The sequence below is a fragment of the Streptosporangium sp. NPDC048886 genome (genome assembly GCF_055586905.1).
In genome coordinates, this window is sequence record NZ_JBVJHH010000021.1 from 83795 (window position 1) to 103759 (window position 19965).

Sequence of the window (19965 nt, forward strand, 5' to 3'; positions counted from 1 at the left end):
CGGACCGGGTGAGGGCGCGGGCCGCCCGGCCGACGACGCCGGACGGCGCACGCATGACAGCCCGGACCAGGCGCCGGCCAGGGCGGAGCCAGGCACGGCCGCGCGACCTCCGCCAGAACACCGGCCACCCGCAAACGGGAGCGGACCTGGCGAAGGGGGGAGGGGGCGAGGCCCGCGGTCGCGCGGCCTCACCCTCGCGGCCTCCTCACCGGCCGCCCGTGGGCCTCCGCAGCAGCGGATGCGACCGCATCGCCACCTCCAGCTCACCGGGCAGCTCGTCACGGTAACGGCCCAGCGTCGCCAGGTCGCTGTGGCCCAGCACCCGGCGTACGGCGTCCATGTCCACCGCGTCGGCCAGCAGATGGGTAGCGGTGGTGTGACGCAGGCCGTGCGGGGTCACCGAACGCCGCCGGTCGGGATCCACCAGCCGCTGCACCCGGTCGATCACCGCCTGCACGTCCCCCCGCGCCAGGCGCTTGCCCCGCCACGACAGCAGCAGCGCCTTGTCCGGCGACTCGGCCCGGCCCCGCTCCAGGTAGACCTCCAGCACCCGCGCGACGTCATCGGGCAGCGGCACATCACGCGTCTTGCCGCCCTTGCCGAAGATCCGCCAGTAACGCACCCCGTCGTTGGTGTAGAAATCCTCCACATTCGCCCGCACCAGCTCCGAGACGCGCGGCCCCATCGTCGACAGCAGCAGCACGATCAGCGCATCCCGCAACTCAGTGCGCTGGTCACGCCGCCGGCTCCGGCCACCGGCGGCCGGAGCCTCAGCGGTAGGCGGCCCCTCGACGGCAGCCGGCTCTTCGGCGCCGGGCGGCTCCTCGGCGGGCGCCTGACCCCGCGGCACCGCCCGGCCGTCACCGGCGCTGAGATCACGGGCCGCACCGATCAGCCCCTGAGCCTGCTCACGCGTCAGCGCCCGCCGCTCCGGACGCAACCCCCCGCGCTCCCTGGCCGTGATCGTCGCCAGCGCCATCGGATTGACCTGCACCCAGCCCGCCAGCATCGCATGCTTGAACAGCGCCGACACCGACCGGCGGAAGCGCGCCTGAGAGGAGGCCGACTGCAGCCCGGCACCCGGCTCGGCCCGCCGACCGTCGGGCTTACGGGCGAAGGCCAGCAAAATCGCGTCCAGGTCCTCGCCGGTCAGATCATCGAGGACCTGCCCCTCACCCGCCAGCAGCACGAACGTGGCCACATCCCGCGCGTAGACCTCCGCCGTCGCCGCCGACAGCGCACCCGTCAGCGTCTTGGCGCGGATCAGCTCCACATAACGATCGGCCGACTCCTGCACGGTGAGGCGATTCAGATCCACTGGCCGCATGGTCTCAACGACACCCTTCTCCTCCAACGCGCCGAGTCGTCGTGCCGACCGTAGCGGCCGGCACCGACAACACCCGCCCCGGGGCCCATGACGTGCCGGGGGAGCAGGCCCTCACCCGCCTGCCCGCAACGTGCCCGGCCTCACCCCCGCCTACCCGCGGAAAAACCGCACCGAGACCACGCCCCCACCCCTACGCAGACGATCACACATGATCGCCCCCGTAGCACCTGTACAGAAGTCTCACCCCTCTCAGGGGTGGCCGCGAAGGCCCGGTTCCGGCGGCCTCCCACGCATCCAAGCAGGCCGAGCGGGCCCGATCCGCTTGCCGCGATCGTAGGATCACTCCATGCCGAATCTCGGACCCGTGGAGCTGCTGGTGCTGCTGATGGTCATGGCAGCCCTGGCCACCTTGCTGATCACCGCGCTGGTACGGCGCTCCACGCACGGGCGGCCCCCCGCCGCGCAAACGTGGCAACAGCTCAGCGCCCCGCAGCTTCAGCAGCGGGCCGGCGAGCTGATCGACGCCGGCAAGCCCGTCGCCGCGATCAAACTCGTCCGCGACCAGACCGGCCTCGACCTCAAAGCCGCCAAGCGATACGTCGACGACCTGCGCGCCGGCCGGGCGCCCTGGCCGCCGCAGCCCCACTACGGCGCAGCCCCACCGCTGCCCCCCGGTCCCGGCGCCGACCTGGCCACCCGGGTGCGCCTGCTCAGCGCCGACGGCCGCGGCGAGCAGGCCGTCCTGCTGGTGCGAGGCGAGACCGGCATGAGCGAGTCCGAAGCCCGGCACTTCGTCGAGTCCATCCAGGCCTGAACCCCAGCACGCCCCCTGACACCACCACCTCTGGCTCCACCCCTGGTGCGGTCTCTTCCCAGGCCGCCTTCGAGGCACTGTGCCCGCACAGCCATCCGCCCGCGGCAGCCCTGCCGGACGGGGGAGCGGCCCACCCGGACGGCGTCGCCACCCGGGCACACGGCGGCCGGCGGCTACATGTAGGGGCGGGCGACCGCGACCAGCTCGGCGACGGCGTCGGCGGTCCTGACCGGCAGCGCCGACGGGGGAGTGCGCTCCCGCACATCCTCGGTCCTGATCGCCATCACCGCCGGAGGACTCCCCAGGTCGCCGTAGCGGCCGGCGACCGCCTCGGTGATCACCCCGCGCACACCGGCGACCACCTCCTTGGGCGAACGCCGCACCCCGGAGATCGACAGATAACCGATCAGCGCCGCGAAACGCAGCTCCTCTGCCATCGACACACCCGACCCGCCGTCATGCGCCGGCGGGCCCGGCCGATCCAGCCAGAACACCCCACCGTGCAGGAAACCCGAATAGGACGCCTCACCATCCCCGAGCGTCCGCACCGTGTCGGCCAGCAGGGACCCGAACTCGGCCAGATCCGCATCCGGCGGCAGATCGGTGGTGACCAGCAGCGGCACTATCAGCGAATCCAGCATCGGCAGCATCCCTCCACGAGTCGGCCCATCGTAGGATGCCGCACCGACAATCTCGGCGAGCCCGTCGCCCCCGGCGCGTCGGCACCGCGACCCACCCCGCGCCACCCCGCACCGGGCCGCCCCAGACCGGGGGCCGGGCTGGGCCACGCGGCGCGGGCCGGAACACGGCCGCCCCCGAGGCCGCGCAAGGCCCTGGGGCCCCCGCCCCCGCCCGTGTCCGTGCCCCAGGAGCCCGGGGGAGTGGGGGCGGGAGCGTGGGGGCGACCTCACATTCACCCGCCCCCACGCGTTGACCAGATATGAGCAGACGCCACCAGCCGGACACCCACCGCGGCGGGCCGGCCGGCCCCCGCACCAAGACGGCCCGGCCCGGTGAGAACACCGAGCGCACCAAGACGGCCCAGACCACCGACACCAGCACCGGCAGGACAGCGCCATGAGAACACACACGACGATCGACTCACCGATGGGGATCCTCACCCTCGTCGCCACCGACGGCGTCCTCAGCGGCACCTACATGCAAGACCACCGCCACATGCCCGACCCCGCCACCTTCGGCCCGAAAGTCACCTCCGGCTTCGAAGAGGCCACCGAACAGCTCACCCAGTACTTCGCCGGCCAGCGCGAGACCTTCACCCTCCGCACCCACCTGACCGGCAGCCCCTTCCAGCGCCGCATCTGGCAGGCACTCACCACCATCCCCTACGGACACACCGTCACCTACGCCGAGCTCGCCGCCGAGATCGGCAGCCCCGAGGCGGTCCGCGCCGTGGGCGCCGCCAACGGCGCCAACCCCATCGCCGTCGTGCTGCCCTGCCACCGCGTCATCGGCGCCGACGGCAACCTCACCGGATTCTCCGGCGGCCTGGCCCGCAAACAGTTCCTGCTCGACCTCGAACGCCCCGCACCCTGGCGACAAGGACAACTCTTTTGACACCACCACCTCACATCCGACCCGCCCGCGACGTTTACCCAACGTGAGACAGCATCCCTTCGAAACGATCGTGGCCGAGCACGGGCCGGCCGTGCTACGCGTATGCCGCGCCGTCCTGGGCCCCACCGCCGCCGCAGAAGACGCCTGGTCGGAGACGTTCCTGTCGGCGATGCAGGCCTACCCCACCCTGCGGACCGACAGCAACATCGAAGCGTGGCTGGTCACCATCGCCCACCGCAAAGCCATCGACCAGCTCCGCGCCGAGACGCGGCGGGCCGTCCCCACCGAGCACCTGCCGGAGACACCCGCCAAGGACGGCGTGCCCGGCGAGGGGGAGCCGGAGCTGTGGAAGGCCCTGCACGCCCTGCCGCTCAAACAGCGCCAGACCATCGCCTACCACTACCTGGCCGGCCTGCCCTACGCCGAAGTCGCCCACGTCCTGGGCGGCAGCCCGCAGGCCGCCAGAAGAGCCGCCGCCGACGGCATCGCCAAACTACGCAAGAGCTACCTCGAAGGAGAGGACCGATGACGACCACACCCGCGACGCCGGCCGGTGACGGCGAGCTGCTGGCCCGCCTGACCGAGACCGACCGGGCCACCCAGGAGCGCCTGCACGCCCGCCTGGCCGCGGCCGCCGAACGCGCCGGGATCCTCGACGTCGCCTACCGCACCCTCGACACCCCCGTCGGGCCGCTGCTGCTGGCCGCCACCGAACGCGGCCTGGTCCGCGTCGCCTACGCCCGCGAGGACCACGACAAGGTCCTGCAGCAGCTGGCCGGCAGCCTCAGCCCCCGCCTGCTACGCGCCCCCGCCCGCCTGGAGAACGCCACCCGGCAGATCGATGAGTACTTCACCGGCCGGCGCAACCTGTTCGACCTGCCGCTGGACCTGTGCCTGGCCCACGGCTTCCGCCGTACCGTCCTGACACACCTGAGCGAGATCGGCTACGGCACGACCGCCAGCTACGCGGCCGTGGCCGCCGCCGCGGGCAGCCCGAAAGCCGTACGCGCCGTCGGAACCGCCTGCGCCACCAACCCGCTTCCGGTCATCGTCCCCTGCCACCGCGTCGTGCGCAGCGACGGCACCATCGGCCAGTACGTCGGCGGCACCGACGCCAAGAAAGTCCTGCTGGCCCTGGAGGCCACCCCGTGAGCACCGCCGCCATACGGCCCCGCACCCAGACAGAAAACCGATCCGCGGCCGAGCACGCCGCGCCGGCCGCAGTGGACGATCCGCGGCCGATGCGTTGAAGTTGCCACCATGAAACAGCGGGGGAGCAGACCCAGACACACCACGACGGGCACGATCTCACTGACCGCAGGGGCGGCCGCCGGCGGCGCCGCGCTCCTGACCCGGCAGGCGGCCACCCCCGACCTGACGGCCTACGTGCCGCTGCCCGGCGTGCTGGGCCTGACGGCCATGGTGCTCACGGCCCTGGGCGCCGGCCTCATCCTGAAAGGCCCCGGCCCGGCCGACCACACGCGGCTGCGCGTCCTGCCGTGGTGGTGGGTCCTCACCGGCGCCGTGCTCATCATCGTGTCCATCTGGGCCACCACGGCCGCCCTGCTGTCGCTGGCCGACAGCGCCCCACAGGCCGCCAGACGCGTGGAGCTGCGGGTGGAGGCGGTGAAGACCGGCCTGACCGTGGGCGCCGGAGCCGCAGGACTGGTGGCGCTGCTGCTCGGAGCGCGCCGCCAGTGGCTGGGGGAGCGCGCCCAGGCCCACCAGGAGTACGACGCCGCCGAAAAACGCCTCACCGAGCTCTACACCAAGGCCTGCGACCAGCTCGGGCACGACAAGGCCGCCGTACGGCTGGCCGGCCTGCACGCCCTCGGACGCCTCGCCCACGACACCCCCGGGCACCGCCAGACGATCACCGATGTGATCTGCGCCTACCTCCGCATGCCCACCGCCCCGTCCGCCACCCCACCCGCGACCCCATCGGGAACTCCGGACCCCGCCGGCCACGGGGAAGCGGCCACACCCCCCGCCGACCCCCAGGAACTCCAGGTCCGCGCCACCGCCCAGCGGATACTCGCCGAACACCTGCGCTGGAGCAGGGACGAGCCGCTGCCGCCCAGCACCTTCTGGCCCGGCATCGACCTCGACCTCACCGGCGCGCATCTGCTCGACCTCGACCTCAGCCGGTGCCGGATACGCCGGGCGGCCTTCGACGGCGCCACCCTCGAAGGACTCACCCGCTTCGACGGCGCCACCGTCGACGGAGAGGCGACGTTCACCGCGGCCGTCTTCACCCGCGGCGCGGATCCACGCGAGGCCAACCACAGAGCGGGGTTCGAAAAGACCCTGTTCAACGGCACAGCGATCTTCCGCGCAACCCTCTTCGCCCTCCGCGCCGACTTCACCGGCGCGACCTTCGGCGAGGCAGCCCTGTTCGGCCAGGCCGAATTCACCGACTGGGCGGTCTTCCGGGCCGCCTCATTCACCACGCAGGCGTTCTTCGGCGAGGCCGCCTTCAACGGCGAGGCCGTCTTCCGGCAGGCCGCCTTCGCAGGCGGAGTCTCCTTCCGGCAGGCCGTCTTCGCAGGCGCGCCCGCCCTGTGGGAGGCCACGGCCCAGGTTCCCTGCGCCGCCGGACGCCTGTGGCCCGAAGGGTGGAGCGAGGACCCCCTGGGCGACGGATCCGGCCGGGCCCAGCTGATCCAGCAGACCCCGCAGACGGAGCCGCACGGCCAAGCGCCCCTGGGGTCGACTCCGGTCCAAGGGAACTGCGAGTGCCCGCAGTGAACAGGGCGGCCAGAACCCGCGCACGACGCTCCACCCCGGCGGGCCCCGGCCGACAGCACTCCGGATCACCGCAGCACCGGAAAAAGGGGACGAGATGACGGCGACCATCGGTGACGCGGCAGGGACGGCGCCCAGCACGATCCCCGATGATCACAGGCCGGGCCGGGACGCCGGGGGAGAGGTCCTGGTCATCATCAACCGGCCGGCCGGTTGCACGCGGTTGGAGCAGGGGCTCACCGGCCAGGCCGGCAGGTGCGGGTGGCCGCCTCGACGTAGCCGGCGACCTCGCCGGTGTAGGCCCGGTGTGGACATGGTCGACTTTCCGTCCGGTGCGCCGGAGGCCCGGTCCGGTCACGCCATGGGCAGCGTCGAGATCGTGTGGTGTGTGGGCCGGGACATGGAGGGTGTGTCCGGCTTGGTCCGCCGTAAGGCGGGGCAGTGAGAGATGCCCCGATTATGGTCATTCTTATACCAAACAGAATTCACCTTCTGTCTGGTATAAGAATGATGGGTGCCGATAGGGGTGTCGGGATGGACTGTCCCGTCCTGTCCGAAGTGATCCGGTTGGCATGTCCCACATGGCCTGGCCTGGATTCCGCGTACGGTCTTACGCGATCCGCCCGGTGGGCGCTGCCGGCGGGCCTGCCGTACGGGGCGGAAAAATGATCTTCGGTCCGCGGCCGGCGGGACGATGATCTTCGGTCCGTGCCCGGCGGGCTCCGGCCCGTCGTCCTCTGTTCCGTCGTCCACGGTAAGTCGGAGCAATCTGCACGTTTTCCACAGTAAATCCGATTCGTGCCGCTTTCGGGCCGAGGCCGTACGGCCGCGTTCCTGGAGACGAGATCGTGGTGCTCCGTCATCGCCGTCCCCGCAGCCGGAGCACGTGTCGCCGTCGCAGGCGCGGAGCGCTTGCGGAGCGTCGGGATCGGTCGCCGGGCGCCGTTCCGTGGCGTGGCGCGGTTTCGGGCGTGCGAGGGTCGCCTTGTCTGCCCCTGCCCCTGCCTCTGCTTCTTGCCGCCGGGTTGGGCCTACTCCCCCACGAGACGCCGCATCGGACTGTTTGACGCTATGTGTCTGATGTGTGACATTATGTGTCAGGTTCTGTGATGTCAGCCCTCGCTGGTCGCCGCGGTCGACAGGATGCGGTCCGTCGTCCCCGTCCTGGCCGCGTTCGCCCGCCCCAACCGCGAGTTCTTCGGTTCCAAACGCGGCATGACCTGGCTCAATGCCATGAACGATCTCGGCAGACAGGCTGTCTCACCCTGGTCGTCAAGCGCACCACGGAGACGACCAGGCATATCCGGCTTCAGTTCCTACGTCTGTCAAGGCCATCCTGCACTATCGTTGCGGCGTGAACACCCCGGCGGCGGAAGTCAACATCGACGACAACCTTGTGGGCCGTCTGGTCCGCGTGCAGCACCCGGATCTGGTGGGCCCGCTTACCCCCGTTGCCAACGGCTGGGACAACGTCATCTACCGCCTGGGGACGGACCTGTCCGTACGGCTGCCGCGCCGCCAGGTTGCCGTCGACCTCATCGTCAACGAGCAACGCTGGCTGCCGGTCCTGGCCGAGTACGTCGAGGTCGCGCTGCCCATACCCGTCAGGGTCGGCGTGCCCGGCGAGGGCTACCCGTGGCCGTGGACGATCGCGCCCTGGTTCGAAGGCCGCACGGTCGCCGACGTGCCGCCGCCCGACCGCTCCAGCATCGCCGTGGCGCTGGCCGACTTCATGACAGGCCTGCACCGGCCCGCACCGCCTGACGCACCGCGTAACCCTGTGCGCGGGGTCCCACTCGCCGCCCGCGACGGAGCGGTACGGCGACGCCTGCAGTCCATTTCCCGATCAGCTGAGCTTCTCCCCCTCTGGGAGAAACTGGCCGCCCTCCCGCCCTGGCAGGGCCCCGCGCTCTGGCTCCACGGCGACCCGCACCCGGGAAACTTCCTGCTCGATGGGGAAGGGCTGGCGGCCGTTCTGGACTTCGGTGACCTCACCAGCGGCGATCCCGCCACCGACCTTGCCGCCGCGTGGCTGGTGTTCGAGGAGGACGCGCGCGAGGTCTTCCGATCATGCGTGGACGCCGACGAGGTGACCTGGGAGCGCGCGCGGGGCTGGGCCCTCGCCATGGGCACTGCGCTGGCCGCCTACTCGGCCGATAACCCCAGTATGGCGGCCATCGGCGATCACGTCCTCGACCAGGTGCTTCTCACCTAGAGGTGTAACGCGGCGCCCGATTCCGCGGGCGCGGCGAACACGTGGAACGCCAGCCGTCCTTCCGGCGTGGTGGTGTCCAGGGCTCGACATTCTTGCCGGACTTCTTGTCGGCGAAGAGCAGTGGGGCCGCCACTCCCCCGGTCTGCGGAACCGGGTCGGTGGCTCAACGGGCAGTGCTGCCCGTGGTGTCCCGAACTTGGGTGGCTCGTCAGGGCTCGAGGTCGGTCACTCCTTTGCCGCTCGGCATGTCGAGTGGTACGGAAACCTGGTCGTGCGTGATCAGCCAGTTGCCGTCGGTCTTCCGGAAGCAGAAAGTGGCCCGGACCCATATGCCGTCCGTCGTCGTTGTGTTCTTCAGCGTGCCGCTCAGCCGGCCGAAGCAGTGCCCGAATGCCACATCGTCGCCCACGGTGAGCGTCAGGTCGCGGACCTCGTAAGTCACGTCCTGGAAGAGCGTGAACACGTTCTTCCAGTTCTTCAATTTCGCCTCTATCCCTACGTGTTGCAGCGGCGGCTCGATGTCGAAGGACACGACGTCCGTCGCGTAAAGCTGTTTCAGGCCCTGGAGGTCCTTGGCTCGGAGTCCTTCGACTATTTTGTCGATCTGTTGCCGAATCTCGGCTCCGTCTGTCTCGCGTTGCGTAGGCATCGCTACCCGTCCCTTCCGTTCGGTGTGCTTGTCACCACTACGACGACGCAGCATTCCGAGATGTCAGGTCCGCGGCTGCCGTACTGACTTCGGGATCGCTGGATCGGGTCGGTGGAGCCGAGGGAGGGGGCCGCATCCGGCGTGGGCCTGGGCGTGGGCCTGGGCGGGCGGCGTCAGTTGATCATTGGTGTTTCTCCTGGGGTTTGTCGGTGTTCCAGTCCCAGTTGGTGATCGTGGTGCGCATCAGGCGGGCGGCGGTTGGCTGGTGGCTGTCGGCGCCCCAGTACAGGGTGACCCTGCGGCGGCAGTCGGGGCTGTCGACGGCGATCCAGGTGAGTGGGGCGCGTGTGGCGCTGTGGCGGGCGAAGCCGGGGACGAGGCCGATGCCGAGTCCGGCGCCGATCAGGCCGGCGATGGCGGTGAGCTCGTCGACTTCGCAGACGATCTTCGGTGTGAGGCCTCTGGCGGCGAAGAGCCGATCGAGCAGCCGGCGTAGCCAGTGCCCTTTGCGGGCGGTGACGAAGGGGTGGTCGGCGAGTTCGTCGATGCTCACCGAGGTACGGCCCGCGAGTGGGTGATCGAGTGGGGTGCCCGCTCCCACCGCCTCGTCGAACAGGTGTGTCGACTCCAGGCCTTCGGCGTGGATCGGCTGTGAGGCGACGCACAGATCGACGTCCTGGGCCCGCAGGCGGCGGGCCATGTCTTCGGCCAGGGACCAGTGGAGCTCGATCTCGATGGAGGGGTGGGCTCGTTTGTAGGCCGCCAGTGGGCCGGTGAGGGTGAGGAAGGTCTCCGATGCCAGTCTCACGGTGCCCAGGCCCTCGCTGCCGGCTTCGGCGACGGCGCGTCGTCCGGCCTCGAGTTCGCCGAGGGAGCGTTCGACGTGGTCGCGGAAGAGCCTGCCCGCGTCGTTGAGCCGGAGCCGGCCGCTCCGGTCGAACAGTGGTGTGCCCAGTTCGCTCTCCAGGCGGGCGATGGTACGGCTCAGCGACGGCTGGGCGATGTGAAGCTCGTCGGCTGCCCGGCTGAGGTGTTCCAGTCGCGCCACCACCATGAACTGCTTGAGCGTGTTCAGGTCCATCATGTCTCCCGGAGCATAACGGCATAGCAATATTGATCTTAGACAAGATAACTCGTGAGCCATACTGTCGGGGTCGTTCACGGATCGGGAACGGAGTGAGGAGGGATCCCCATGCTCACCGTGGCCACGCCCCGGACGGCGCTCACGGGATGGATGCTGCGGACCGTCGTCAGCGCGCACGCGGTGGCGATCGCCGGTCAGCCGGTGTTCGCCGGGATGTATCTGACCGGTGACTACGTCGGTCTGAGCTTGCATGCGGCCGGCGCCGACGCCGTCACCTCCATCGGGTACCTGCAGGCGGTCGTCGCGATCGCGGTCTGGGTCCGGCTGCGCCGGGTCTGGCCGTTCCTCGCCACGACGGCGGTGGTGGCGGCCGAGACGGTGCAGTATTTCGCCGGGTTGGACGGTGCGCTGTGGTTGCACCTGCCGTTGGGGGTGATGACCGTCGTCGCGGTCGTGGTGCAGTTCATCGATGTATGGCGGCGGCCTGTCCTGCGTGAGGGGGCCCAGAGTGCGTGAGGGCCGTGGCGTGAGCAGGCGGCGGGCGCTGGGCATCGGCGGGGCGCTCGGGGTGATGGCGGCCACCGGGCTGTCGGCCTCGGCCGCGCTGGCCCGACGGCCGCCGATCACCGGTGCCGAGCTGCGCAGCGCCGTGCCGCTACCGCCGCCCTTCCAGGTGCCGCTGCCGGTTCCCGCCGTGTTGAAGCCGGTCAGCACCTCGGGCGGCGCCGACCGTTACGAGATCACCCAGCGCGAAGCGAGCGCGGAGATCCTGCCCGGTGTGAGGACACCGCTGTGGACGTATGAGGGCACCTTCCCCGGGCCGACGATCGAGTCGCGCCGCGGCCGGCCGATCACCGTGTCGCACCGCAACACCCTGCCCGTGCCGACCGTCGTGCACCTGCACGGCGGGCGGACTCCGGCGGCCTCCGACGGATACCCGACCGATCTCGTCCTGCCCGAAGGCCGGCACGACGCCACCGGGCACATGGGGCACGGCTCTGAGCACGGCATGCAGGATCCGCGGGCGGTGCTGACCACACTGACGCGCGACTACACCTTTCCGCTGGAGCAGCGTCCGGCGCTGCTGTGGTATCACGATCACCGGATGGACTTCACCGCCCCCGCGATCTGGCGGGGCCTGGCCGGGTTGCACCTCGTGCGCGACGACGCCGAGGATTCGCTCGGCCTGCCCGCGGGGCCGCGCGAGCTGCCCCTCATGATCACTGACCGGGCGTTCGCCGCCGACGGCAGCCTCGACTACCCCGCCCTCGATCCCACCCTGCGGAAGCGGCCGGGCGTTCGCGAGCCCTATCTCGCCGGAGTCCTCGGCGACGTCATCTTGGTCAACGGCGCCCCGTGGCCCGTGCACGAGGTCGACGCGGTCCGCTACCGGCTGCGCATCCTGAACGCCTCGAACGCCCGGCACTACGAGCTCGAAGCGGTACTCGACGACGGGCGCCGGCTGGATCTCGTCCAGGTCGGCGCCGACCAGGGGCTGCTCGCCGCCCCGGTCGTCCACCGGCTCCTGCCGATCGCGCCGGCCGAACGCTACGATGTGATCATCGACTTCTCGCCCGTCCCGGTCGGCAGCCGCGTCAGAGTCGTCAACCGGCTGGGCTCGGGGCGTACCCGCGAGGTGATGGCCTTCCGTGTCGTCCGCAGGGCCGCCGACGACAGTCGCATCCCATCCACCCTGTCCACCGATCTGCCGGCCTGGCGGCGCTCGGAGGCCGTCAGGGTGCGCGAGTTCGCCTTCCGCGCCGGGCAGATGCACGCGGGCCACGGCTGGCTCATCGGCGGCCTGCCGTTCGACCCCGCCCGCACCGACGTCACCGTCCGGCTCGGCGACGTCGAGGTCTGGCGGTTTGTCGCCGACGTCCACCATCCCGTCCACCTGCACCTGGTCGGTTTCCGGGTGCTCTCGCGCCGTGGCAGGCCGCCACTGGCCCACGACGCGGGACTCAAGGACACCGTCTCGCTACGGCCCGGCGAAGCCGTGGAGATCATCACCCGGTTCGACGGTTATCGAGGTCGCTACCTCTTCCACTGCCACAACGCCGAACACGAGGACATGGGCATGATGGCCAACCTCGAGATCGTCTAGGTGCCGTGCGCCGTGCCTGCCGTCCGGGTGTCGTCATCGGAGCGAGCCTCGCCGGCACGGAGGCCGCCCGGCTCGTCTGAGGTGGCGTGGGGTGTCGCGGGTCAGGGGTGCAGGATGAGGCGTCCGCGTACTGTGCCGGATTCGATGCGCCGGTGGGCGTCGGCGGTGGCCGACAGGGGCAGGTGTTCGGCGATCCGGGGGGGGTGAGGGTGCCGGTCTGGAGCATCCGGTTGATCAGTTTGGCGGCGGCGGCGAGGTCGTCGGCGCGGGCTCTGCTGATGACGAAGCCGAGCAGGCTCAGGTCGCGGGTGTAGAAGGGGCGGGCCGGTAGGCGGGGTGGGCGACTGCGACGGCGGTGGCCGGGTCCGCCTGTGCCGGCAGGTGGTAGAGGCGGTCGGCCGGTACGAGGGCGAATCTGGCGAAGGAGCCTTGCCGGCCGTCGTGGCCGAGGCTGTTGCACCAGACTCTGTCGCCGGGCCGGAAGGGCACTGTGGGTGAGCCGGTGAGGCGTACGGTGCCGGCCAGGTCGCGTCCGAGGATGAAGGGGAAGGGGGTCGGGGTGGGGTAGCGCCCTGATCGGATCAGGGTGTCGACGGGGTTGACGGTGAGGGCCTCGACTTCGACCAGTGCGTCGTTGGGACCCGGTGTGGGGGTCGGCAGTTCGCCGTAGGTGATGAGGTCTGCTGCGCCCAGGGCGTTGACGTGGGCGGTGGGCATGGTGTCGGGCAGGTGGGGCGGGGTGTCGGTGCTCATGGTCACCAGTATTGGGAGGTGGGTGCCGGTCGGGGTCGGTGTGCGGGGGTGGTCCTCTCCCCCGGGGCGATGTGTTGGTGTTGGGGGGAGGTTGGTCCGGTGGGGTCAGCCGCTGGAGGTGTGCAGCCGTACTTCGTCGGCCAGGCGCTGGAGGCTGTCGTCGAGGGTGTGGTCGATGTCGTCGCCGGGTGGGGCGTGTTCGTCGTCGAAGAAGGACAGGTGGATGGTGACCTCGCTGGCTCCGGTGCCGCTGTCGGCGACCTGGAGCCAGCCCGCGTAGCGGCCGTCGTCGCGGGTGCCCCATTCGATGCGGAGCTGGTCGGGGTCGGCTTGCATGAGGGCGTGGGCGTCTTGTCCGGTGCTGTCTTCGTGGACGGTGACGGCGGGCAGGATGTCGGGCCGTACGTGCAGGTCCTGTGGGAGCCAGTGGTCGAGGCGGTCGAGGTCGCGTGCGTGGTCGAAGACCGTCTGTGCCGGTGCGGGCATGGTGCGGGAGCGTTCGTGTTCGCTCATGGGTCTCACTCCTCGGTGTGGGTGCCGTTGAGTGATCGCTTACCCGTTGGGGGCTGGTCCATCCGTGGGGGGTGGGCCGGGGTGGCGGGGGTCATGCCGGTGGTGGGGTGGGGCGGACTTTCCTGACGAAGCGTGCGGCGGCGCGGTGGCTCATTCCGGTCTCGCCGCGGACGAGGAAGACGGCTTGGTCGAATTGGCCGGTGGCTTTGAGGTGGAGGATCTGCTGGAGGAGTTCGGGGCCGATGCCGCCGCCGACGAGGGTGTTGCGGGGGCGTTGGGCGATCCGTACGGCGAGCACGATGAGGCCGATGATCACTAGTGCGAGGACCGCCGTCAGGAGGAGGATGACGATCAGGTTCGACATGGGGTGAGCGTACCCGCCGGGGGGTGGGGTGCGGTGGTGTCGGCGGGATTGTTGTCGGGTGGGGTGCGGTTCATCGCGGGGTGTGGAGCAGGAGCAGGGTGTAGGCGGCGATGGAGCAGCTGTCGGTGATGACGCCGTTGATGATCATCTGTTCGAGGTCGGTGCGGGGGAACCAGCCGTGGCGCATGTCTTGTTCGGTGTGTTCGCGGTTGGGGGTGCCGGGGGTGAGGTCGGTGGCCAGGAAGGCGTCGAAGCGCTGGCCGGTGTTGCCGTGGGCGGTGTCGAGGCGGCCGAGGTGGGTCATGGAGGCGGCGGTGAGGCCGGTCTCCTCGGTGAGCTCGGTGTGGGCGGTGTCGAGGGGTGAGGGATTGTGGGGGACGCTGCCCTGGGGGAAGCTCCAGGTGCGGCGGCCGATGGGGTAGCGGTATTCCTCCACGAGGTGGAAGCCGTCGTTCTCCATGGGGATGACGAGGGCGAAGTCGGGTCTGTCCAGGACGCTGTAGATGCCGTGGGTGCCGTCGGGGTGTTGGATGCGGTCTTCGCGCAGGGTGATCCAGGGGTTGGTGTAGACGACGGTGGAGTCGAGGGTGCGGATGGTGGGTTCCGGTGGGGTGGTCATGATGCAGGAGCCTACTGGCGGGGCCGGAGGTGACCGGAGGTGAGCGGGTGGGCGGCGGGGTGGGTCCTGGCGGGCCGTCGCCTCCGGTGGCCGCCGGGCGGCCGTGGTCAGGCGGGGGTGTAGGCGGTCGCGGAGACGACGGCGGTGACGGGGAGCGGCTGGTAGATGTGGGGGAAGGCTCCGGGGGCGTCGCCGGGGACCTCCATGCGGACGTCGAGGCCGGTGGGGTCGATGGTCAGCAGTGTGAGGGGGTCGGTGACCTCGCGGTAGAAGCGCTGGATGACGCCGTACAGCTGGGCGTGGTCGGCGCAGGCGTGGATGAAGCCCTCTTGTTCGAGGGTGCGGCCGAGGGTGGAGTGGCGATATTCCCCCGTCGTCTGGGCGGCCTCCCAGTCGGCGGTCAGGGCCAGGTGCAGGATGGTCATCGGGTGAGGGCCTCCACGGCTCGGTCGACGTCGTCGTCGGTGGTGTACAGGTGGAAGGACGCGCGGACCTTTCCGGCGCGTACGGCGGCGCGGATCCCGGCGGCCTCCAGCCGTTTGTGGGCGTCGGGGACGTCGACGGTGACGATCGCGCTGCCGGTGGCGGGCCGGCCGAGGGCGGTGAGGAAGCGGCCGGCCAGCGCGGTGTTGTGGGCGTGGACGGCGGGGACGCCGATCCGGTTGAGCAGGTCGATGGCGGGGGCGGCGCCGACCTGGCTGAACCAGGCGGGTGACAGGTCGTAGGCGTGGGCGCCGCCGGCCAGGCGCAGGGGCGGCCCGTAGTAGGAGCCGCCGGGGTCGGCGCCGGCGTACCAGTTGGCGGCGACGGGGCGCATGTGCCGGCGGGCGCGGGGTGACAGGTAGGCGTAGGTGGCGCCGCGGGGGGCCATGAGCCATTTGTAGGCGCCGCAGACGAGCACGTCGAAGCGGGTGGCTTCGACGGGCAGCCAGCCGCAGGCCTGGCTGGCGTCGGTCACGACGAGGGCGTCGTGGGTGCGGGCGGCGGTGATGATGTCCTCGGCGGGGGCCAGGCGGCCGTCGGCCGACTGCACGAGGCTGAAGGCGACCAGGTGGGTGCGGGCGTCGACGGCTTCGGCCAGGTGGGCCATGGGGACGGTGCGCAGGTCGGCCGAGACCGCCCAGGGGAACAGGTTGGAGGTGAACTCCTCGGTGGGGGCCAGGACGTGCGCGCCGGGTGGGAGGGTGGCGGCCAGCGGGGAGAGCATCTGGGAGACGGTGGCGCCTACGGCGACGTCGCCGGGGTCGGCGCCGACGAGGGTGGCGAAGGCGGTGCGGGCGCGGCCGGTGGCGGCGTCCCAGGGTTTCCAGTCGCTGCGGCCGCTCTGCCAGTCGGCCAGGACGCGTTGCAGGTCTTCGAAGGCGGTGCGCGGGGGCAGGCCGTAGCTGGCGGTGTTGAGCCAGCCGGGGTCGGGGTTCCACAGTGTCCGCGCCTGGGCCAGGTCCATGTCCGGTACTTTACGGTCCGGCCGTCGGGTGGTGGCGTGCCGGTGGGGGGTGGCTGGCTGAAGGGTTCGGGGGCGTCCGTGACCGCTGTGGCCGGGGAGCCTTGCGCCAGGGAGAGGCGGCTGAAGGCTTTCCGGATCGAGCGGGCCCGCCGGATGTGTGCCGGGCTCGGCGAGGGCCCGGTAGATGCTGGCCAGGGACGGGTTCTGGCCTTTGCGTTTGCCGGTGGGGATGATCAGGTCCGGGCGAATGTCTTCGATGCGTTCCCCGGCGGCCTTGCGGCGCAGCACGGTGTGCAGCATGTCGTCGAGGATCACCGGGGGGCGGCCGCCGTGCTTGCCCTTGCGGGCGGCGGCGTCCAGGCCCTCCAGGGTGGCCTCGCGGATGGCTTCGCGTTCGGTCTCGGCCATCGCGGCGAAGAACGCGAACAGCATCCGGCCCGGCCCGGACGGATCGTAGATTCCGGCAAGCGGCCCGGCGAGCATCTCCAGCACCAGGCCGTGGGCGGTGAGGTGGTCGGCCAGGGCGGTGAGTTCGGCGGCGTCGCGGCCGAGCCGCTTCATCTCATACACCGTCAGGATGACCCGGCAGTGCGGGGCGTGTGCCTTGATCTGCCGGGCCAGCGCGAGTGCCGCCTCGAACTGCGGGCGCACCTTCACCCGGGTGGAGATCTTCTCGGAGAAGATCTTCTCGCGGCCGATGCCGTGCGCGGCCAGCGCGTCCAGCTGCGACTGCAGTTCCTGGGTGAGCGCGGAGCAGCGGGCGTAGCCGATCCGGATGTCGGCCGTCGGCCGGTCGTCTTTGAGCGGGGCGGGTGGCGGCGTGCCCGGCCGCCAGGGCTGGCCTGGGTTCCGGTCGGCCGGGGCCGGCACCCGCAACAGCTTGGCCAGCCGGGCCACTTTGGTGAAGCGGCCGGTGTGGTAGGTGCCGGCCACCGCGCCCGAACGTGACCGGCACGGCGAACCCGCCGCGACGGTGCATCGCGGGCACGGGTGACGCTCGACCTCATCGGCGTCACGGGTGTGTTCCTCCCCGATGACGGACATCGGGGCTGATTCGGTGTGTGCGCAGGGTTCCGGGGCCTGAGCCATGCCCAGATGCTCTCACAAACATTTTCCAGAATTCGGTGATCCCCCGACTTGCATGAGAGCGGGTTCTGAGAAGAAAACAGCCACTCTGGCGATCACAACCAGCCCTGCGAAGCCTTCCGGTGATCTTCTCTGGGAATCGAGCGTTTGTGAGAGCATGCCAGCCTTGTCGCATAGGGCCGATCTTGCCGATAGCTCGCCAACACCCCGGCGGGGAAGACTCAGGAGCCACCACTGATGCCCAACCCAGACTCGCGGCACGCGGCGCGCCTGGCCGCCTACGGGCGGTCTCCACCCAGCTGTCGCTGCTGAGCAACCGCCGATTCGATGAACATACCGGGTGGCGCCGGAGGTGTCTCGGGGATGACCGGTCCGGGAAACGGGTTGTGCATGAGCTCATGCCGTGAGCTGAAACGGGGGTCGGCCAATATCGTGCGGATCAGCGCGTGGCTGGTTGCCAGCCAGCCCATGTGCCCGTCGGGGTAGGCCATCCGGGTGATCGGCTGCCGCTCGCGCAGCGCTGTCAGCTCTTCGGGGGGATCGAAGGGGCAGCCGGCAGGGCGCGTCATGGGCAGCCCTGTCACGGTGGGAGGGGGGTTGAACATAGGGATTCCTTCCTGGCGTGGGACGGTAGCGTCAGCCCTGCTGTCCCACTCATTCCGAATTGAGGGTGTTTTGCAGGACGGGGGTCGGTTCGCCTTACCCGATCCGCTGCAGGGCCTTCTCGCGGCGCTCGGCCACGCTGGAACCGGACTCCCGGCGCGCCATCCGGCGCAGTACGATCGGCGCGAGGAGCAGGCCGAGCACGGCCCAGACCCCGAGCACCCCGATGGTTTCCAGGTGCCGCCAGGACTCGCCGATCTCGACGGCGACCGCGCCATCGGGCAGCAGGGCCGAGCGCATGCCGAGGCCGAGCCAGTAGATCGGGAAGGCCTGGGCGATCCATTGCACCCACTCCGGCAGCACTGTGAGCGGGTAGAAGATTCCGGAGATCGCGATCATGCCGAGGATCGGCAGCGTGAGTAGTCCCTGGCTGCGTACGCTGACGAACACCGATCCCAGCACCGCGCCGATCGGCAGGGTCGCCACCAGCCCCAGCGCCAGCACCCAGCTCAGGGTCAGCCAGGAGCCCGGGTCGCCGATCGCAAGGCCGGAAATGATGAACATGCCGGGAATCAGAAAGATCACAAGGTCGACGACCAGGCCGCCGGACACCGAGACGATTTTGCCGAGCAGGTAGCCCACCATTCCGTTCGGCGTCGCCTTCGCCCGCAACAGGGTCCCATCCTCCCGGTCGGCGGTGAGCTGCTGGCTCATGCTGACCATGGACATCGCGGCGTTCATCCCGAGGATGCTCGGCAGTGCCAGGGTGCCGAGGGAGAATCCGCTCTGCCCGAAAGACACCTCTCGCAGGAAGAACACGGCGATCAACATCAACACGGGCCAGAAGAAGTGGTTGAACAGATCCCCGCCGTTGGTGAGCGACTGCCGCAGCTCGATCAGGCCTCGGGACCAGCCCGCACGCCATGCCATCGCGGTCGGATTCATCGGGCCGCCTTTTCCGCCTTGTTCGTTTTCGCTGCTTCGTTCGTGCCGGATTCGGCCTGGTGCACCAGGGAGAGATAGGTGTCCTCCAGCGAGGTCCGGTGGACCTCGAGGTTCTCGATCATCTCGCCGTGCTGCTTGAACAAGTCGAAAACCAGCCGGGTCGACTCGGTGGTCGACTGCCGGAAGCTCTGTCCGTCGCGAGTCCAGCGCACCTCGTCTTGGCCGACGATCTGTCGTGCGAGTTCCGCCGTTGTGCCGTCCGCGATGATCTGCCCTCCGTCGAGGACCAGGATGCGGTCGGCGAGTTTCTCGGCTTCGCTCAGATCGTGGGTGGTGAGCAGGATCGTGGTCTGGCCCTCGTCGGCGAGGCCTTCGATGAGTTCGTGGAAACCGCGCCGGGCCACCGGGTCGAGCCCAGCGGTGGGCTCGTCGAGGAACACCAATTCGGGACGGCCCACGAGGCCGATCGCCACATCCAGCCGGCGCCGCTGCCCGCCGGAGAGCATCCTGACCTTCTTGTCCGCCTGCTCGGTCAGGCCGACCGCCGCGACGAGTCGATCCACCTCCCATGGCCGTTTGACCAACTCGGTGGAGTAGGCGGCGTAATACGAACCGAGATGCTCCAGCAGTTCACGGACCCGCCATTTGCCATGGTCACGCCAGGACTGCAGGACGATCCCGACCTTCGCCCGCCATCGCTCGTCGCCGTGTGCCGGATCGGTGCCGAGCACCTCGACCCGGCCTGCCGAGCGCATCCGGAAACCCTCCATGATCTCGATCGTGGTGGTCTTTCCGGCGCCGTTCGGCCCGAGCAGGCACAGCACTTCTCCTTGCTGCGCCTGGAAGTTCACATCATGCAGGACGTCGGTCGTGCCGTAGCGCATGCGCAGGCCGTCGACATCGAGCACGACTTCGCTTGTCGTCATCGTCTCGCCTTTCCTGTGGTTCATGCCTCGCGTTGCGGGTGCCTGAGAGTGGTGGTGGAGGGTCCGGGAGGGTTCTCGCGAAACCTTGCCGGGCGGGTTTCCGCTGTCCGGCTCGGCGCGGCTGGACCCGGCCGTGCGCGCGGCGCATCGCGGCCCGCGTTCGAGGGACGTGCCGCGCATCGCTGTGCGGGCGGCC

At 70.3% G+C, this 19965-nt stretch carries 22 protein-coding genes; 9 read left to right on the forward strand and 13 right to left on the reverse strand.

Going from position 1 to position 19965, the window contains the following annotated elements; translation table 11 throughout:
* Positions 1-205: 205 nt before the first annotated feature.
* Positions 206-1327, reverse strand: a complete 1122-nt coding sequence (locus ACZ6R6_RS25780) for a tyrosine-type recombinase/integrase (RefSeq protein ID WP_470097349.1) — start codon at positions 1325-1327, stop codon at positions 206-208.
* A gap of 346 nt (positions 1328-1673) precedes the next feature.
* On the opposite strand from ACZ6R6_RS25780, the gene ACZ6R6_RS25785 reads away from it, so the two are divergent.
* Complete coding sequence (locus ACZ6R6_RS25785; protein WP_470097351.1) at positions 1674-2141, forward strand: hypothetical protein; 468 nt, start codon at positions 1674-1676, stop codon at positions 2139-2141.
* Positions 2142-2314: 173 nt separating this feature from the next.
* Here the strand turns inward: ACZ6R6_RS25785 and ACZ6R6_RS25790 are convergent, their stop codons facing one another.
* Positions 2315-2782 carry a hypothetical protein gene (locus ACZ6R6_RS25790; RefSeq protein ID WP_470097353.1) on the reverse strand — a complete coding sequence of 156 codons (468 nt, stop codon included), beginning with the start codon at positions 2780-2782 and terminating at the stop codon, positions 2315-2317.
* A gap of 299 nt (positions 2783-3081) precedes the next feature.
* Between ACZ6R6_RS25790 and ACZ6R6_RS25795 the strand changes: the two genes are divergently transcribed.
* The 6 genes from ACZ6R6_RS25795 to ACZ6R6_RS25820 all read left to right on the forward strand — a co-directional run bounded on the left by ACZ6R6_RS25795 (position 3082) and on the right by ACZ6R6_RS25820 (position 8676).
* Positions 3082-3222 carry a hypothetical protein gene (locus tag ACZ6R6_RS25795; RefSeq protein ID WP_470097355.1) on the forward strand — a complete coding sequence of 47 codons (141 nt, stop codon included), beginning with the start codon at positions 3082-3084 and terminating at the stop codon, positions 3220-3222.
* The gene (locus ACZ6R6_RS25800) at positions 3219-3716 is read left to right on the forward strand and encodes a methylated-DNA--[protein]-cysteine S-methyltransferase (protein ID WP_470097357.1); all 498 of its coding nucleotides are present in this window, start codon (positions 3219-3221) and stop codon (positions 3714-3716) included. Before ACZ6R6_RS25795 ends, ACZ6R6_RS25800 begins: the two co-directional genes overlap by 4 nt.
* A gap of 43 nt (positions 3717-3759) precedes the next feature.
* A complete protein-coding gene (locus ACZ6R6_RS25805; protein ID WP_470097359.1) occupies positions 3760-4245 on the forward strand; it encodes an RNA polymerase sigma factor in 486 nt (161 codons plus the stop codon).
* Positions 4242-4868 (forward strand): methylated-DNA--[protein]-cysteine S-methyltransferase, encoded by a 627-nt coding sequence (locus ACZ6R6_RS25810; RefSeq protein WP_470097361.1) that lies wholly within the window; start codon positions 4242-4244, stop codon positions 4866-4868. Before ACZ6R6_RS25805 ends, ACZ6R6_RS25810 begins: the two co-directional genes overlap by 4 nt.
* Before the next feature lie 108 nt (positions 4869-4976).
* Entirely contained in the window at positions 4977-6464 is a 1488-nt protein-coding gene (locus ACZ6R6_RS25815) for a pentapeptide repeat-containing protein (RefSeq protein WP_470097363.1), read from the forward strand.
* Between the two features lie 1351 nt (positions 6465-7815).
* Complete coding sequence (locus ACZ6R6_RS25820) at positions 7816-8676, forward strand: aminoglycoside phosphotransferase family protein (protein WP_470097365.1); 861 nt, start codon at positions 7816-7818, stop codon at positions 8674-8676.
* A 208-nt stretch (positions 8677-8884) separates the two neighbouring features.
* Here the strand turns inward: ACZ6R6_RS25820 and ACZ6R6_RS25825 are convergent, their stop codons facing one another.
* Positions 8885-9379 (reverse strand): YybH family protein, encoded by a 495-nt coding sequence (locus ACZ6R6_RS25825; RefSeq protein WP_470097367.1) that lies wholly within the window; start codon positions 9377-9379, stop codon positions 8885-8887.
* A 127-nt stretch (positions 9380-9506) separates the two neighbouring features.
* Entirely contained in the window at positions 9507-10409 is a 903-nt protein-coding gene (locus ACZ6R6_RS25830) for a LysR family transcriptional regulator (RefSeq protein ID WP_470097369.1), read from the reverse strand.
* 108 nt (positions 10410-10517) lie between these two features.
* On the opposite strand from ACZ6R6_RS25830, the gene ACZ6R6_RS25835 reads away from it, so the two are divergent.
* Together ACZ6R6_RS25835 and ACZ6R6_RS25840 are read left to right on the forward strand one after the other, a co-directional pair.
* On the forward strand, positions 10518-10925 hold the full coding sequence (locus ACZ6R6_RS25835) for a hypothetical protein (RefSeq protein WP_470097371.1): 408 nt from the start codon (positions 10518-10520) through the stop codon (positions 10923-10925).
* Entirely contained in the window at positions 10918-12513 is a 1596-nt protein-coding gene (locus ACZ6R6_RS25840; protein ID WP_470097373.1) for a multicopper oxidase family protein, read from the forward strand. Before ACZ6R6_RS25835 ends, ACZ6R6_RS25840 begins: the two co-directional genes overlap by 8 nt.
* Positions 12514-12810: 297 nt before the next feature.
* Here ACZ6R6_RS25840 and ACZ6R6_RS25845 read toward each other — a convergent pair whose 3' ends face one another.
* The 9 genes from ACZ6R6_RS25845 to ACZ6R6_RS25885 all read right to left on the reverse strand — a co-directional run bounded on the left by ACZ6R6_RS25845 (position 12811) and on the right by ACZ6R6_RS25885 (position 19769).
* Entirely contained in the window at positions 12811-13266 is a 456-nt protein-coding gene (locus ACZ6R6_RS25845; protein WP_470097375.1) for an alcohol dehydrogenase catalytic domain-containing protein, read from the reverse strand.
* 105 nt (positions 13267-13371) lie between these two features.
* Positions 13372-13779: an SRPBCC family protein gene (locus tag ACZ6R6_RS25850; RefSeq protein ID WP_470097377.1), complete on the reverse strand. Its 408-nt coding sequence runs from the start codon at positions 13777-13779 to the stop codon at positions 13372-13374.
* A gap of 91 nt (positions 13780-13870) precedes the next feature.
* Positions 13871-14143, reverse strand: coding sequence for a hypothetical protein (locus tag ACZ6R6_RS25855; protein ID WP_470097379.1), 273 nt, complete (start codon positions 14141-14143; stop codon positions 13871-13873).
* 70 nt (positions 14144-14213) lie between these two features.
* Positions 14214-14762: an NUDIX domain-containing protein gene (locus tag ACZ6R6_RS25860; RefSeq protein ID WP_470097381.1), complete on the reverse strand. Its 549-nt coding sequence runs from the start codon at positions 14760-14762 to the stop codon at positions 14214-14216.
* A gap of 107 nt (positions 14763-14869) precedes the next feature.
* A complete protein-coding gene (locus tag ACZ6R6_RS25865; RefSeq protein WP_470097383.1) occupies positions 14870-15187 on the reverse strand; it encodes a DUF952 domain-containing protein in 318 nt (105 codons plus the stop codon).
* Positions 15184-17298 (reverse strand): aminotransferase class V-fold PLP-dependent enzyme, encoded by a 2115-nt coding sequence (locus ACZ6R6_RS25870; RefSeq protein WP_470097384.1) that lies wholly within the window; start codon positions 17296-17298, stop codon positions 15184-15186. The genes ACZ6R6_RS25865 and ACZ6R6_RS25870 overlap by 4 nt, the downstream gene beginning before the upstream one ends.
* A 275-nt stretch (positions 17299-17573) precedes the next feature.
* Positions 17574-17900 (reverse strand): hypothetical protein, encoded by a 327-nt coding sequence (locus ACZ6R6_RS25875; protein ID WP_470097386.1) that lies wholly within the window; start codon positions 17898-17900, stop codon positions 17574-17576.
* A gap of 94 nt (positions 17901-17994) precedes the next feature.
* On the reverse strand, positions 17995-18843 hold the full coding sequence (locus tag ACZ6R6_RS25880) for an ABC transporter permease (RefSeq protein WP_470097388.1): 849 nt from the start codon (positions 18841-18843) through the stop codon (positions 17995-17997).
* Positions 18840-19769 carry an ABC transporter ATP-binding protein gene (locus ACZ6R6_RS25885; RefSeq protein WP_470097390.1) on the reverse strand — a complete coding sequence of 310 codons (930 nt, stop codon included), beginning with the start codon at positions 19767-19769 and terminating at the stop codon, positions 18840-18842. Before ACZ6R6_RS25885 ends, ACZ6R6_RS25880 begins: the two co-directional genes overlap by 4 nt.
* Between the last annotated feature and the right edge of the window lie 196 nt (positions 19770-19965).